Annotated in this window: 11 protein-coding genes; all 11 read right to left on the reverse strand. The window is 55.4% G+C overall.

Features of this window, described 5'->3' with window-relative positions:
* On the reverse strand, positions 1-436 hold a 436-nt coding region (locus H7A81_RS12895), incomplete at its 3' end, for a UvrD-helicase domain-containing protein (RefSeq protein WP_182057696.1).
* On the reverse strand, positions 433-3,330 hold the full coding sequence (gene ptrA, locus H7A81_RS12900) for a pitrilysin (RefSeq protein ID WP_182057697.1): 2,898 nt from the start codon (positions 3,328-3,330) through the stop codon (positions 433-435). The genes ptrA and H7A81_RS12895, both read right to left, overlap by 4 nt.
* A gap of 105 nt (positions 3,331-3,435) precedes the next feature.
* Complete coding sequence (recC, locus tag H7A81_RS12905) at positions 3,436-6,816, reverse strand: exodeoxyribonuclease V subunit gamma (protein WP_182057698.1); 3,381 nt, start codon at positions 6,814-6,816, stop codon at positions 3,436-3,438.
* A gap of 79 nt (positions 6,817-6,895) precedes the next feature.
* Positions 6,896-7,234 (reverse strand): prepilin-type N-terminal cleavage/methylation domain-containing protein, encoded by a 339-nt coding sequence (locus H7A81_RS12910; protein WP_255478961.1) that lies wholly within the window; start codon positions 7,232-7,234, stop codon positions 6,896-6,898.
* A complete protein-coding gene (locus tag H7A81_RS27665) occupies positions 7,170-7,598 on the reverse strand; it encodes a DUF2509 family protein (RefSeq protein WP_255478962.1) in 429 nt (142 codons plus the stop codon). The genes H7A81_RS12910 and H7A81_RS27665 overlap by 65 nt, the downstream gene beginning before the upstream one ends.
* Positions 7,595-8,134 (reverse strand): prepilin peptidase-dependent protein, encoded by a 540-nt coding sequence (locus H7A81_RS12915; protein WP_182057699.1) that lies wholly within the window; start codon positions 8,132-8,134, stop codon positions 7,595-7,597. Before H7A81_RS12915 ends, H7A81_RS27665 begins: the two co-directional genes overlap by 4 nt.
* The gene (locus tag H7A81_RS12920; RefSeq protein ID WP_182057700.1) at positions 8,125-8,595 is read right to left on the reverse strand and encodes a prepilin-type N-terminal cleavage/methylation domain-containing protein; all 471 of its coding nucleotides are present in this window, start codon (positions 8,593-8,595) and stop codon (positions 8,125-8,127) included. Before H7A81_RS12920 ends, H7A81_RS12915 begins: the two co-directional genes overlap by 10 nt.
* A gap of 180 nt (positions 8,596-8,775) precedes the next feature.
* Positions 8,776-9,570, reverse strand: a complete 795-nt coding sequence (gene thyA / locus H7A81_RS12925; protein ID WP_166932908.1) for a thymidylate synthase — start codon at positions 9,568-9,570, stop codon at positions 8,776-8,778.
* Positions 9,567-10,448 carry a prolipoprotein diacylglyceryl transferase gene (gene lgt / locus H7A81_RS12930; protein WP_034823111.1) on the reverse strand — a complete coding sequence of 294 codons (882 nt, stop codon included), beginning with the start codon at positions 10,446-10,448 and terminating at the stop codon, positions 9,567-9,569. The genes thyA and lgt overlap by 4 nt, the downstream gene beginning before the upstream one ends.
* Before the next feature lie 115 nt (positions 10,449-10,563).
* Complete coding sequence (gene ptsP / locus H7A81_RS12935; protein WP_038645088.1) at positions 10,564-12,810, reverse strand: phosphoenolpyruvate--protein phosphotransferase; 2,247 nt, start codon at positions 12,808-12,810, stop codon at positions 10,564-10,566.
* A 12-nt stretch (positions 12,811-12,822) separates the two neighbouring features.
* On the reverse strand, positions 12,823-13,353 hold the full coding sequence (rppH, locus tag H7A81_RS12940; protein ID WP_034823115.1) for an RNA pyrophosphohydrolase: 531 nt from the start codon (positions 13,351-13,353) through the stop codon (positions 12,823-12,825).
* Between the last annotated feature and the right edge of the window lie 672 nt (positions 13,354-14,025).

Consider the following 14,025-nt stretch of genomic DNA (forward strand, 5'->3'; position numbering starts at 1 on the left):
ATTCAAAGGCGTTGAGATTAAGCATGCGCTGACAAAAGCCGTGGATGGTAAAGATAGCCGCTTCATCCATCTGCCGCTCTGCCGCCAGCAGCAGAGATGCCGCGTCACCAGGATGCGGCATCTCCTGTAGCAATTGCTTGAGCATCGGATTGCGGCTGGTGCCGCGAATACAGGCCAGCCGCAGCTCATGGATGTTGGCACGGATACGTCCGCGCAGCTCTGCGGTGGCCGCCTCGGTAAAGGTCACGACCAGAATTTCTTCGACCGACAGTGGCCGGGCATAGGCATGTTGCCCGCCCAGCCCCAACAAAAGCCGCAGATAAAGCAGCCCAATAGTGAAGGTTTTGCCGGTTCCAGCAGACGCCTCAATCAGCCGCTCGCCACGCAACGGCAGCGTCAGCGGATTGAGCGGTTCTGGCGGCTGAATCAGACTCATTGCGCGTCACTCTTAACCGGCAGGGATTGCTGTAGCTTCTCCACCTGATCCCAGGTCGTGAAGCCCGGCAGAGGTGCATAATCATCTTTGGTGGCGCCATCGTGGCTACCGCCAATCTGCGAAATCATCGCCATGCCCTGCTGTTCCAGCACCGCTTTATGGAAGAAATCGGCCACGCCCTGCGGCGTGAGCTTTTGAATCTGCTCGATGGCTTTTTCACGGGTATCGAAAGCAAAATTCTGCCGGTTGAAGTCACGGCTGTAGCGATTCGCTTCTTCATCAAGCGTTTGCGGGCGCTGTTTTAAGTCATTGATCAGCGCCTGCTGATACTGGGCAAAATCTTCCGGTTTCATGTCGCGCAGGCGTTGCTCAGCCTGCGGATAGAACACCTCAAAGCGCTGCATCAGATAGGCTGGCTGCTTGCTGTTACTTTGCAGCAGGAAGCCTATCCCCCACTGGCGACCAATCGGCATCTGATACGAGAACACCGCATAGCCCAACTGTTCCTGGGTGCGCAGTTGGTTATAGAACCAGGGTTGGACAATCTGGCTCAACATGGTGCTGTTGGCCATGCTTTGATACTCGTCGTAACCCAGTGGCACGTAGAGTGCTGCCAGTGCTGAATCCGTGCTGCTTCCTGCGGTTTGCAGGTTGGCCTTCATGGCTTTATCGATCACCACGTAATCGCTGTGCCAGTAACTGTGACCATCGCTGTGCAACTGCTGTTGCAGATCGGTGCCCAGCTGTTTAACGCGATCGGCGGAGAGGTTGCCCACCACCATCATTTCCGGCGTGGCGTTGCGCAGTAAGGTATCACGGTAATCCGTCACGTCTTTCAGCGTCAGATCTTTCACTAGCTTGCGGCGCGTCTCACGCTGGGTATACGGCAGCTGTGACAGCATCTGCATCGGTTGAATCGCCTGCTCGAAGGCTTTGCCTTTCTCGGCGGCTTCCAGTCGATCCAGATACCAGGATTTTGCCTGTTCCAGTTGCTGTGCGTCTGGCTGGAAGCTGGCATAGCCCTCAACCAGTTTTTTCAGTAACTCCGGCAGACGCTGGGTAAAACCACTGGCGCTGAACACAATGCCGTCATCTTCACCGGTAGAAAAACTGATCCCCCCCACTGACGCCTGCGAGTTCAACTCATCCAGCGCCACGCTTGAGAGATAATCATTCAGACCAAATAACACCTGCTGACGCGCGTCGCTTATTGCCGCTTTGTTGCGCAGTGCCAGAGTAATGGCTGCCTTTGGTTCACTGGCGTAGAACTGGCTTGGCATCCAGTAGATGCGCATGCTGTCACCGTCGGTCAGCGCCACCGGATGCGTATACGTTTTGCCATCACCAGGCATAATGGAGAAATCAGAAGGGATATACGGATTCAGCGTCGGCATCGACAGTTGAATCTGCTTGCCGCGCTGCTGCCAGTCACTGAACTGGGTATCACTGATTTTATCGACCTGGTAAGGCGCATTGACAAAATAGGCTTCTTTGTTGTGCGGCTCATTAGGGCTGATATACCAGATGCGGGCATTTTGCGGTGTCATCTCATCCAGACGAGATTTGATTGCCGCAGGGTCAAAGTTATCCGCGAGATAAGGTGCATCCAGCGTATGATCCACTGGCACGCGCAGCATGGTATCCACTAACCATTCAATATAATCCATGTCACGGGTGATCGACGGATAGCGGAAATCCAGCGCCAGCACATGCGACACCTCATCGAAATACCCCTTATCGATGCCTTTACTACGCAACATGTCGAGGTAGCTAAAGATCGCCGCCACCACTTCATCACGCTGAGCCAAACCTTTGTCGGTCAGGGAAACCGTGATAGCAAACACACCGCTGTTGCGGTCTGTCATCGGATCGGCACCGGCATTCACACCGTCGGCCAGCCCCTGCTTTTGCAGCCAGTCGTTGAGGGTATTTTTACTGCGGTTGCCCAGGATGTAGCTGATCAACGTGTCGGTTTTGCTGCGGAACTGGTCGCTGTTGTTAGCGATGCGAAATTCAACTTTAAGCTGTTTACGCGGCTGAGCGGGCACGTAGTGAATAATGATGCCTTTCTGCGCATCGGTCACCACCGGCACTTCGATTTTAGGCACGATAGCCTGATGGTTAGCCACTCGTCCAAACGTCTGGACCGCAATGTCGGCCATCTCTGGCAGCGATTTGTTGCTGTATATCACCGCTTTCATCAGATTGGCAGAGTAGTGGCTGTGATAAAACTCGGTCAGCGCCTGATGCAAATTGCTGTCGGGCTTATCGCGCAGCGTATCAAGGTTACCGCCTGAGTAGCGGGAAGCTGGATGCGCTGGATTCAGGGTTTCCGCCCCGACCTGCGCCATACGCAGGCCGTCGCGCGAACGCGCCATAGTGAGCTCTGCATTAACTGCATGACGCTCACGATCGGCGTTGACCGGATCGAGCAAAGGCTCTGCAATGGCATCGGCCAGACGATCCACCGCCGGTTGCAGTGCATCGTTTTCCACTTCCAGATAGAACGCGGTGCGATAAGAAGCGGTACTGGCATTGTGACTGCCGCCGTGCTTTTTCAGGAATTCGGCCAGATTATCCGGTTGCGGATAGCGTTTTGAGCCCATCAACACCATATGTTCGGTATAGTGCGCCAGCCCTAGCTGCTGATTGGGATCGTCCAGCGAGCCGATAGGCAACGTCAGTGCGGCCAGTGATTTAGGCGCTTCTTTGTCAGACACCAGCAACACCGTCATACCGTTAGTTAGCGTGATGGCCTGATAACTGCGCGGATCGTGATCGCTTTTTCGAATCGTTTCATTGATGGGCTGCCAGCCGCGATCGCTATCGGCAAAGGCATTCAGCGCCAGCATGCTCAGCAGCAGCGCTCCCATCCAGCGTGCGTAAATCCGCATTTAAACCCCTTTCTTTACCCTTTACCGCTGGCTGTGTGCCCAGCGGCGCAATAGACAACTTTTTATGATTTTGGGAACACCCGCAAAAGCGGCGTTACCCAATTGCTATTCATCATCTTGATGCGCAAGGCGCACCGGTAAATACCACTGGCGAGCGGCGGCAACAATTACCTGCACCGCCTCATCATCCAGCGTACGGCTCAGGCGCTGCAGATAAGGATCGCTGCCTTCGCCCTCCACCTGAAAACCACCCTGCCAGGCTTGCAACAATTTGTTCAATGCCTTTTTCTGCGTGGCGTCATCGTCCAGCAACTGGCCGGATTTTCGATCAAAACTGGCATCCAGCCACGCGCCACCCGATTTGTTCAGCAACATCAACGGTTCCGTCATCCCCGCCTGATAAGCCGTCACGTATTCGTTCAACAGTGACAGCGCAGACTCAGCGTCGATGGCTTTAAAACGCCAGCGGCTTTGTTTGCGCCCGTACATGCGGCTTTCACCTGTGCCGCCCAACGCGCAGTACACCAGATGCTCCAGCCACAATAGCAGACCATCGTTCATGTTCAGCACACCCGGACGCCAGCGTAACAGTCCATCAGCTTGCACCTGGGTTAACCAACCGGTCAACTGCACCCCATTCAGCGGCAGATTGATTTCCCAACTCTCTGAGGGCTGACGCTGTCCACTCACTTCCGCAGCCACTTCCTGCATCTCTTCGGTCTGGCTCTGCCAGAAAAGTTCCCCAAAAGCACCATAAGGCAGATTGCCCGCAGCGCGATGACGCGCATAAAGCTGCGCGGTATCCTCACCGTTGACCAGGGTATTCAGTAGCTGCGCATTGATTTGATAACGCTCCAGACTATCCGGGGCAAACGGCTCGCTGTCCGGCAATTCGCTCTCTTCCATCCAGAAAGCCACGCCCAGCCGCTGCTGGAACCAGGCCCGTACCGGATGACGCCAGAAGCGCAGCAATTGCTCAAGCGAGAGCGTTTCCAGCGGCAGTGGCGGCAACCGTTGCACAAAGTCTGGCTGTGCCACGCCATTGCCGGTGGCAGCGGGCAACCATTCTGCGGCGAAGCTCTGGCCGTAAGCGTCAGGGCGGAAGTTCTCCGCTGCAAAGGGCATGCGGCTGTGGAGCTTCTGTAAATGCTCACGTACACGCTGCTCGCTGACGTCGGGTTCGCACGCTTCATCGCCTGGCAGACAAAAACTCTGACCAAGATAATCCACCAACTCCGTCACCAGCACGGAGGGATAACGCTCGGTGTTGTCCTGAATCGCGCGGCCGATATAGCTGATGTAGAGCTGATGCTGTGCCGAAATCAGGGCTTCAAGGAACAGATAGCGGTCATCATCACGGCGGCTGCGATCGCCTTTGCGTGCCTGCTGCTGCATCAGGTCAAAACCGAGCGGCGCCAGCGTGCGTGGATAGACGCCATCGTTCATCCCCAGCAAGCAGACGACTTTGAACGGAATCGAACGCATTGGCATCAGGGTACAGAAGTTTATCGGCCCGGCCAGGAAGCGCTGACTGATACGCTGCTGATCGAGGCGCGACCGCAACTCATCACGCAGTAAGGTGACGGGAATCGGTTGCTGATAATCAGCCTGCGTGCCCTGCTCAATAATCTGTTTCCACTGGGTTTCAACCAGCAGTAATGCTGCGTCGCTTTCGGCATCGCCGTTAAAGAAGTTCTCAATCAGCTCGCGGCACAGCGGCAGCCATTCTGGCAGCGTACGCTCACCGGCCAATCGGGTACGCCATGCTTCAAGACGAGAGAGTAATTCGGCCAGGTGTCCGGCCAGTTCGGCAATCAACCCACTGGATTCGTCGTAAGGCAGAATGCCCTGCCAGTCACCGTTGCGGCTTTCCAGCGCGTAACCCAGTAGCATGCGCTGCAGGCCGAAGCGCCAGGTATGTTGACCGGTGGCAGGCAGTGCCAATGCTTCGACGCTGGCATCATCCAGCCCCCAGCGAATACCGGATTCCATCACCCAACGGCGCAGCAGGCGCAAACCGCTTTCATCCACCGAGAAGCGCTGCGCCAGCGCAGGCACTTCGAGCAGTGCCAGCACTTCTTCGGAAGCAAAGCGGCTGTCTGGCAGCGCCAGCAAGCTTAATAAGGCCAGAATCGCCGGATGTGCCTGGCTGGCGCGGCGATCCGAGATGGCAAACGGCAGATAACGATCCGCAGGCGCACTGGCAAACGCCGCCTGAATGAAGGGCGCGTAGCTATCGATATCCGCCACCATCACGATGATGTCGCGCGGTTTGAGATCGGGGTCGGCCTCCATCAGCGCCAGCAGATGATCCTGTAACACTTCCACTTCACGCTGAGCGCTATGACACACCTGCAGCGTGATGGTGCGATCATCAGGGTCGAGCACCCGTTTTTTGTGGCTGTTACCCAGTTCATCGGCATGCAAACCGATCACGGCGTGGTCATCCAGGTTGAGCAGGTCAGCTTGCAGACTGTGTAGCAGGCTGTCCTGCGGCATCTCAACAAAGGCATCAATATCGTTAGCGGCGGATTCCATCTGACTGAGCAGAAACAGATTATCGCGCCCCAGTTTGCCCCACGAGGCCAATAACGGATTGGTGAGTTGCTGCTCGCCGAGTTCATTGAACAGCGTCGGCGCTGATTCAGGATCGCGGAACAGCGGCTGTGCCTCTTCAGACTGCATGCGGCGACGTTTGCGGCTCTGCAATTTGGCGAGGAAAGCGTAATCCTGAATATCGCCCCAGTAGTGGCGGCAGGGGTTGGTGAACAGCAGGTGAATATCGATATGGCGGCCAAGCGCTTCCAGCGCCTGCAAATACACCGGCGGCAGCGCGGAGATACCACAAATAAACACGCGCTGCGGCAATCCCGCCGGTGGAGTTTCGGCCTGCTCCAGCGCGTGGATAAAGCGCGCATACAGGTTGGCACGGTGCCACATCGGCTGGCCCAATTGTTCAGTGAACGCCACCAGATCGCGCCACAGCGGTGCCTGCCACTGTTGGGCATCGCTCAAGCCGTCGATGAGTTCTCCGCGCTCCCAACTGTTGAGCCAGTCAGATCGATACACCAGATACTGATCAAACAGATCGGCCACGCGGGCGCTGAGCTGATAAAGCTTGCGCTTGTCATCGTCATCATTGAGGTAGTGACGCAACGGCTGAAAGGCCTCCTGCTCCAGCAAGGTGGGCAAGCGATGCATCAATTTCCAGCTCATGCTGGCTTTAGTGAAAGCGCTCTCCTCTGGAATGCCGGGCAGCACTTTGACAAACATGTTCCAGATAAAGGTCGCAGGGAGAGGAAAGTCGATATTCGCTGCAATACCAAAACTGTTTGCCAGTTCCATCTGCAGCCACTGCGCCATGCCGGGGCTTTGCACCAGCACCTGTTCGGCCGCGAACGCATCGTTCAGCGGCTGGTTTTCAATCAGAATACCTGCCAGATTTTTCAACAGATCAAGCTGATTGGAGTGGTAAACCCGGAACATAAATCTCCTTGAGAGGGAAAACAGCGCAGCCTGGTCACTCTACCCTGTATCGCTAACGATGCCTATCGCCGAGGTCACCTTAGTGACAATTGAGCTGAGCCAGGCTGGCACTGCGCTGTTGCGAGCCCGTCACCGTGATGCGCTCCAGCACGCATCCTATGCCCACACTCTGCTGCTGACGATCGATCTGCCAGCCCGCCACCTCACGCCCCAGCAAGGCTTGTTCGGCAACCTGCCACGCCTGGCGCTGCTGCCACTGCTGACTAAACCCTAAGGCCAGCGCGCGATGGTATTGCATCAGCGTACTAATGGTCATCGCCAGCAGCAGCATCGCCACCAGCGTTTCTGCCAGGCTAAAGCCCTGCTGATCCTTCCTGCGGCTGGCAGTGCTCAGGTTTAGACAATGGACAGTAGTCAATCCAGCCGTGCGCCTGGGGATGCAGCCGTTGGTTGCGTGGCGAGACCCATTGCCAGAGGCGGAGTTCACTCTTTTCATCCTGACCCGATAACAGCGCATTGCCCTCCTCCATCTGCAATAAGCAGCTTAACCACTGGTGTACGGGCTGTTGCTGACATTGCCAGCCGGACGCCTCTGGCCAACTCTGCATCAGTCCCCATTGCAGCGCAGCCTGTGCCTGCGCAAAATCTTTATGGTGCTTCTGTGTATCGGCCACCAGCACCATACCCTGTGACAACTGCGTGCGTGTGGCATGCAGCGTCAGGCTGCCGAGCAGTAACAGCATCAGCACCATGCCCAGCGTGCTGTTGCCGTGCTGGTTCATAAGTTTCGTCCTTCAATCCAGTGCTCCACCTGCAGGCTTTGTGTACCCGATCGCCCCGTCAGATGGAGCATTAATCGGGTGCCTTGCCGCACCACGCTAAAATGTTCGATGGTGAGGAAAGCGGGATCGGTTAGGCGTTCCCAACCGTTGCCGTTGCAGCTATCCACCGCGCGCTGCATTTCCAGCTGCCCGCTGCGCAACCGATAGCCGTAAAAGTCGCTGTCACTGCTGCCCACATCTTCCCAGCGCCCATTGCTGTTTTCATCCCAGCGCAGCAGCACACAGCTGCCACTCGCAGCCAAAGTCAGTGCGGGGCCAGTACATTGCCCACGACAGTATCCCGCGCGCTGTAACGCTTTTTGCAGCGTATGAGAAAGCTGCTGTAGCTCCTGTTGCAATTGCACGCGCTGCTGCAGGCGCAGATTTTGCTCCAGCAGTAGCGGCAAAAATCGCCCCACGCTGACCATCAATATCGCGCCTACTGCCAGAGCAATCAGCATTTCCAGCAGGCTGAAACCGGCCTCCGCTACTCGCACCCTTTTTCTCCGGTCTGGCAGGCGCGAATACGTGCTCGCGCAGAGATAATCACCCGCCAGCGACCGGCCGCATTTTCAATCTCAATGCTGCCAGGGCGCGCCACGTCACGCCGTCCAAAGAAACCCGGCTCGCCGATGATGGCACTGAAGCGTACCCCGGCATGCGGCGGTGCTAGCCACCAGCGTGAAGGCAGTTCACAGCCCCCTGCCGGTTTTACGCCTACGCCCAAACAGCTGCGCTCGCCGGGAATCAGCCACAAATTGAGATCGCTGTTATGCCAGTTAGCATGGGCGCGCAGCCGTAACAGAAAACCCTGCAGCTGCTGCACGCTATCGCGCAGTTGTTGATGCTGTTGCCAGCGCTGCCAACTGTGAAGAGCACCGAGGCTGAGTATTCCCGCGATGACCATCACCAGTAGCAGCTCCGGTAGGGTGAAACCGAGGTTTGCGTGTTTGTTCATGGCAGCCAATGTGCGCTTCAATCGAACAGGCAACAAGGCATCAAGCGGCAGGATGGAAAGCGTCGCGCAGGCTGTTTTCGCGCGGTACAGGCAGAGACAAATTTTTGCGAGGAGGATACAGATAACAGAGATAAAAAAGCCCCGCACAGTGGCAGGGCTTCAGCGTGATGACGCGTGCGTTTACACCGCAACCGGCGCTTTAATGGCCGGATGCGGGTCGTAACCCTCAATCTCAAAATCTTCAAAGTTGTAATCGAAGATAGAAGCAGGTTTACGTTTGATCACCAGTTTCGGCAGCGGGCGTGGCTCGCGCGTCAGCTGCAGCTGTGCCTGCTCCAGATGATTGCTGTACAGATGGGTATCGCCACCGGTCCAGACAAAATCACCCACTTCCAGATCGCACTGCTGCGCCATCATATGCACCAGCAGCGCATAGCTGGCGATATTGAACGGCAGACCAAGGAAGATATCGCATGAGCGCTGATAGAGCTGGCAAGAGAGCTTGCCGTTTGCCACGTAGAACTGGAAGAAGGCATGACAGGGTGCCAGCGCCATCTGATCCAGCTCGCCCACGTTCCATGCCGATACGATGATGCGGCGTGAATCGGGATCGCGCTTCAACTGCTCAATCACTTTGCTAATCTGGTCGATCTCTTCGCCTGACGCACTACCCCAGCTGCGCCACTGCTTACCGTAGACCGGACCTAAATCGCCGTTCTCATCCGCCCACTCATCCCAAATCGTCACCTTGTTATCTTTCAGGTAGCTGATGTTGGTTTCACCTTTCAGGAACCACAGCAGCTCATGAATGATCGAACGCAGGTGTACTTTCTTGGTGGTGACCAGCGGAAAACCGTCCTGTAAATTGAAACGCATCTGGTGGCCGAAAATTGACAGGGTGCCCGTACCGGTACGGTCGGCTTTCTCTGCGCCTTCATTCAGCACATGTTGCATTAAATCCAGATACTGTTTCATTTTACCTCACGAGTTTGTTGCTGCGGACGACGACGGAACGCCCAGATCATCATAATCACACCGGCCAGAATCATTGGGATCGAGAGAATCTGCCCCATGCTGATGCCGCCTTCAAACAGGCCAAGTTGGGCATCCGGCTGACGGAAGAACTCGACGATGATGCGGAAAGCGCCATAGCCAATCAGGAACAGGCCAGAGACACTGCCCATCGGGCGCGGCTTGCGAATAAACAGGTTGAGGATGATGAACAGCACGATACCTTCGAGGAACAGCTCATACAGCTGTGAAGGATGGCGCGGCAATACACCGTAAGTGCTCAGCAGTTGCTGATACTGCGGGTTGTTGGCCGCCAGCGCGATATCTTCACTGCGCGAACCCGGGAACAGCATCGCAAATTTGAAATTGGGATCGACACGGCCCCACAGCTCGCCGTTGATGAAGTTACCGAGACGACCGGCACCCAAACCAAACGGAATCAATGGTGCAATGAAATCAGATACCTGGAAGAAAGTGCGTTTAGTACGACGCGCAAACACCAGCATCACCACGATCACCCCAATCAAGCCACCGTGGAACGACATACCGCCATCCCAGACTTTGAACAGATAGAGTGGATTATCGAGGAACAGCGGCAGGTTATAGAACAGCACGTAGCCGATACGGCCACCGAGGAACACGCCGAGGAAGCCCGCATACAGCAGGTTTTCCACTTCTTCTTTTTTCCAGCCGCTGCCGGGTTTGTTGGCTCGGCGCACCGCCAGCCACATAGCAAATACAAAGCCCACCAGATACATCAAACCGTACCAGTGAAGCGAAATCGGTCCGATGGAGAAAATTACCGGATCGAATTGGGGAAACGAAATGTAGCCGTTAGTCATCTTTCACCATCGTTTTTTCTGCCCTGAAACGGGTCTGGCTAAGGGGTCATACCATAAAAGGCTGCGCATGATAGCACAGCCGCTTTTCACAATTGCCGTGGAAATGTAAACGCCGTTAACGGCCGCCGCGAATCAAACCGCCCAGGCCACGTCGTTCCATAAACGCGGACACCAGATGGCGCACTTCTGAAGCGGTATGGGCCGCCACGCCATTTTCACTGAGCTTCTGCGTTTCCTCGTGATCGAGGTGACGCAACAGATACTTCACGCGCGGAATGTTTTTACCGTTCATGCTGAGGTGGTGATAACCCATGCCCACCAGCAGCGCCACGCACATCGGATCGCCAGCCATTTCACCACACAGGCAGAGTTCCAGTTTGGCCTGACGGGCTTCGTGGGCAATGCTCTGCAGCGCGCGCAGCATCGCCGGATGCAGCGGATCGTAAAGGTTCGCCACACGCGTGTTATTACGGTCTACCGCCAGCAAATACTGTGTCAGATCGTTGGTGCCCACCGAAATAAAGTCCACACGATCCGCCAGATGCGGGATCATAAACAGCATGGACGGCACTTCGATCATCACGCCAATACGCGGTTTCGGGATCACATAGCCCAGCATCTCTTCCACTTCACGACCGGCGCGATCGATCAGGCGACGTGCATCGTCGATCTCATCGATATGGCTGATCATCGGCAGCAGAATGCTGAGATTGCCGGAGGCCACGTTGGCACGCAGCATGGCACGTACCTGCACCAGGAAAATTTCTGGCTGATCGAGCGTCAGACGAATGCCGCGCCAGCCGAGGCAAGGATTTTCTTCACTGATCGGCATGTAAGGCAGCTGTTTATCGGCGCCGACATCCAGCGTACGCAACGTCACCGGCTTATCGTAGAACAGTTGCAGCATGCCTTGATATTGCGCGACCTGCTCCTCTTCCGACGGGAATCCGTTGTGCAGCATAAATGGAATTTCTGTGCGGTACAGGCCGATGCCATCCACCCAGTTATCCAGCTTCTGCTCATGCTCAGGGCTCAGGCCCGCGTTCAGCATCACCTGCACCCGTTCGCCGCTTTTCAGCTCGCCGGGCTGCTCCACCACACCTTCAGCCATTTTGCTCAGCGCATTTTCTTCGCTGATCAAACGCTGATACTCCTGCACCAGCACGGGTTCAGGATCGATTAACAACTCGCCGCGGTAGCCATCGACAATCAGCAGGCGTTTGTTGAGCTGCGCAGGGATGATATCCGCACCCATGACGGTGGGAATGCCCATCGCGCGCGTCAGAATAGCCGCGTGGGAATTGGCCGCACCGTCGCGTACCACCACACCGGCTAAACGCTCCGGTGGCAGCTCTGCCAGCGTGGTCGCGGTGAGTTCATCCGCCACCAGCACGAAGCGTTCAGGCCAGGCATTGGTGCCGACCAGCGTATCGTCGAGATGGAATAGCAGACGTTGTCCGAGCACGCGCAAATCGCCCGCACGCTCGCGTAAATATTGATCCTGCAGGCTGGCAAACTGTTCGGCGAACTTCTCGATCACCGTTTTCACCGCCCACTCGGCAACCGATCCGCGATCGATCTCAGCAAAGAGATCTTTTTTCAAACGGGCATCGGTTAACAGATGCGAGTAAAGATCGAAGATCGCCGCACTCTCTTTCTGTACGCTGGCGGTAAAGCGCTTGCTGAAGCGGCGGAATTCATTGCCTGCCTCACCCATCGCCAGCACCAGACGCTCGCGTTCACGCTGCACATCCAGCGTTGAGGCCGCCGAGACCTGATCCAGCAAGGGCTGAGTTTCATCAACCCAACCGGGCGCGACCGCCACGCCAGGCGCCGCCGCGATGGCTTTCACCCGCGTCTGACGGAACTGACCAAACAGTTGGCCGAGCTGTGATTGCGATAACAAGCCCGCCATCTGCGTGGCCAGCGTCACCAGGAAAGATTCTTCGCTTTCGTCGAACTGACGATGTTCGCGCTGCTGAACCACCAGCACGCCAAGCAGTTGGCGACGGCTGATGATCGGCACGCCAAGGAAAGAGCGATAACGCTCTTCTTTAACAGAAGGAATGTATTTGAAGCTGGGATGGCTTTGCGCATCGGCAAGGTTGATCGGCTCGGCTAAACGTCCGACGAGCCCGACAATACCTTCATCAAACGCCAGCGTGACAGTGCGACCGCGCGGCTTTTTCAGCCCGCGCGTCGCCATCAGGTAGTAGCAACGACGATCGTGATCTGCGAGATAAACCGAGCAGACCTCGGTTTCCATCGCAAGGCAAATTTCGTTTACCAGAATGTCGAGTGCTTCATTCAGACGCGGAGCACTCGCCACTTTCTCTACTATTTCGCGCAACTGAGTGAGCATAAAGGGCGTGGCCTATCCTCTTTTACGTCGATGAGCGGCATTGTTATTACGCTGCCCCGCACTCTCCTGCATAGACATCACCACGCCAGCGAATTCTTTCATCACGCGGCGATAGACATCGCGCTTAAAAGAGACGACCTGACGCACCGGATACCAAAAGCTGACCCAGCGCCAACCATCAAACTCCGGCGTGCTGCTGTGTTGCACATTGATCTCCGCGTCACTACACATCAACTGCAGAAGAAACCACTTTTGTTTCTGGCCGATACACACCGGCTTTGTGTCCCAACGCACCAAACGTTTTGGCAACTTGTAACGTAACCAGTTACGGGTTGAAGCAAGTATTCGAACATCTTTGCGGTGTAAACCCACTTCTTCGAACAGTTCGCGATACATCGCCTGTTCAGCGGTTTCACCCGGATTGATGCCTCCCTGAGGAAATTGCCAGGAGTGCTGTCCAAAGCGCCTGGCCCATAACACTTGTCCTTGCCTGTTACAGATTACGATACCAACATTCGGGCGGTAGCCATCATCATCGATCACTGGACTACCTCAAAGCTAAATTTGAATAGCCTGATTGTTTCACACTCCTTACAGGCGGTAAACCACTGGATATCCGGGGCGATAGCCGAATAAAAACAGGATAACTCACAGAGTTTAGCCAAGTTATAAACAGCGGAGCGGTTTTCAGGGCGATCTTATTCACCTTTTCTGTGGATAGCTTTGTGCAGAACACGGGAATGAGTTGAATAACCACTTCGGAAAATTCTCATAAGGCAGACTAAGAATAGCACTAAAAACACCATTAATCATAGTGATAGGAAAAAATGACAGTGTTGTTTCAACGCGGAGCACTTTCTAATTATCCTCAGGTTCCATTCGCTGCTCAAAGATCCACCACCGTCGCTTTTATCCACAGATAATGCCCTAAACCTGGTCAAAGAAAGGAAAAAAAGCGTTCAAATCGCTAAAGTCAAGGCTGTAAATCGAAACAGGGGTGCTCTGCGAGGGGGGTTATCCCACCATTCTGTGGATAAGTAGTCTGGAGATCCTGTTCATTGTCGATAACAAACTGGGATAACCTTGCCATAGCATCCACACCCGTCCGGCAATGCAAATAAAAAAGCACGCTTAATCATGCTATTATCACGGTTATTCACGCTGCGCGCATGTGGAAAACTCGTCCCCGCCAGCGCTGTACATCCTTTAACCAAT

Origin of the sequence: Pantoea sp. ME81 (assembly GCF_903970985.1) — a bacterium.
In the GTDB taxonomy this organism is placed as follows: domain Bacteria; phylum Pseudomonadota; class Gammaproteobacteria; order Enterobacterales; family Enterobacteriaceae; genus Pantoea; species Pantoea communis.

Bases quoted from the DNA above. Each gene is read 5' to 3' on its own strand.
- ptrA (WP_182057697.1), bottom strand. From the start codon at position 3,330: ATGCGGATTTACGCACGCTGGATGGGAGCGCTGCTGCTGAGCATGCTG.
- recC (WP_182057698.1), bottom strand. From the start codon at position 6,816: ATGTTCCGGGTTTACCACTCCAATCAGCTTGATCTGTTGAAAAATCTG.
- H7A81_RS27665 (WP_255478962.1), bottom strand. From the start codon at position 7,598: ATGAACCAGCACGGCAACAGCACGCTGGGCATGGTGCTGATGCTGTTA.
- H7A81_RS12920 (WP_182057700.1), bottom strand. From the start codon at position 8,595: ATGAACAAACACGCAAACCTCGGTTTCACCCTACCGGAGCTGCTACTG.
- thyA (WP_166932908.1), bottom strand. From the start codon at position 9,570: ATGAAACAGTATCTGGATTTAATGCAACATGTGCTGAATGAAGGCGCA.
- lgt (WP_034823111.1), bottom strand. From the start codon at position 10,448: ATGACTAACGGCTACATTTCGTTTCCCCAATTCGATCCGGTAATTTTC.
- ptsP (WP_038645088.1), bottom strand. From the start codon at position 12,810: ATGCTCACTCAGTTGCGCGAAATAGTAGAGAAAGTGGCGAGTGCTCCG.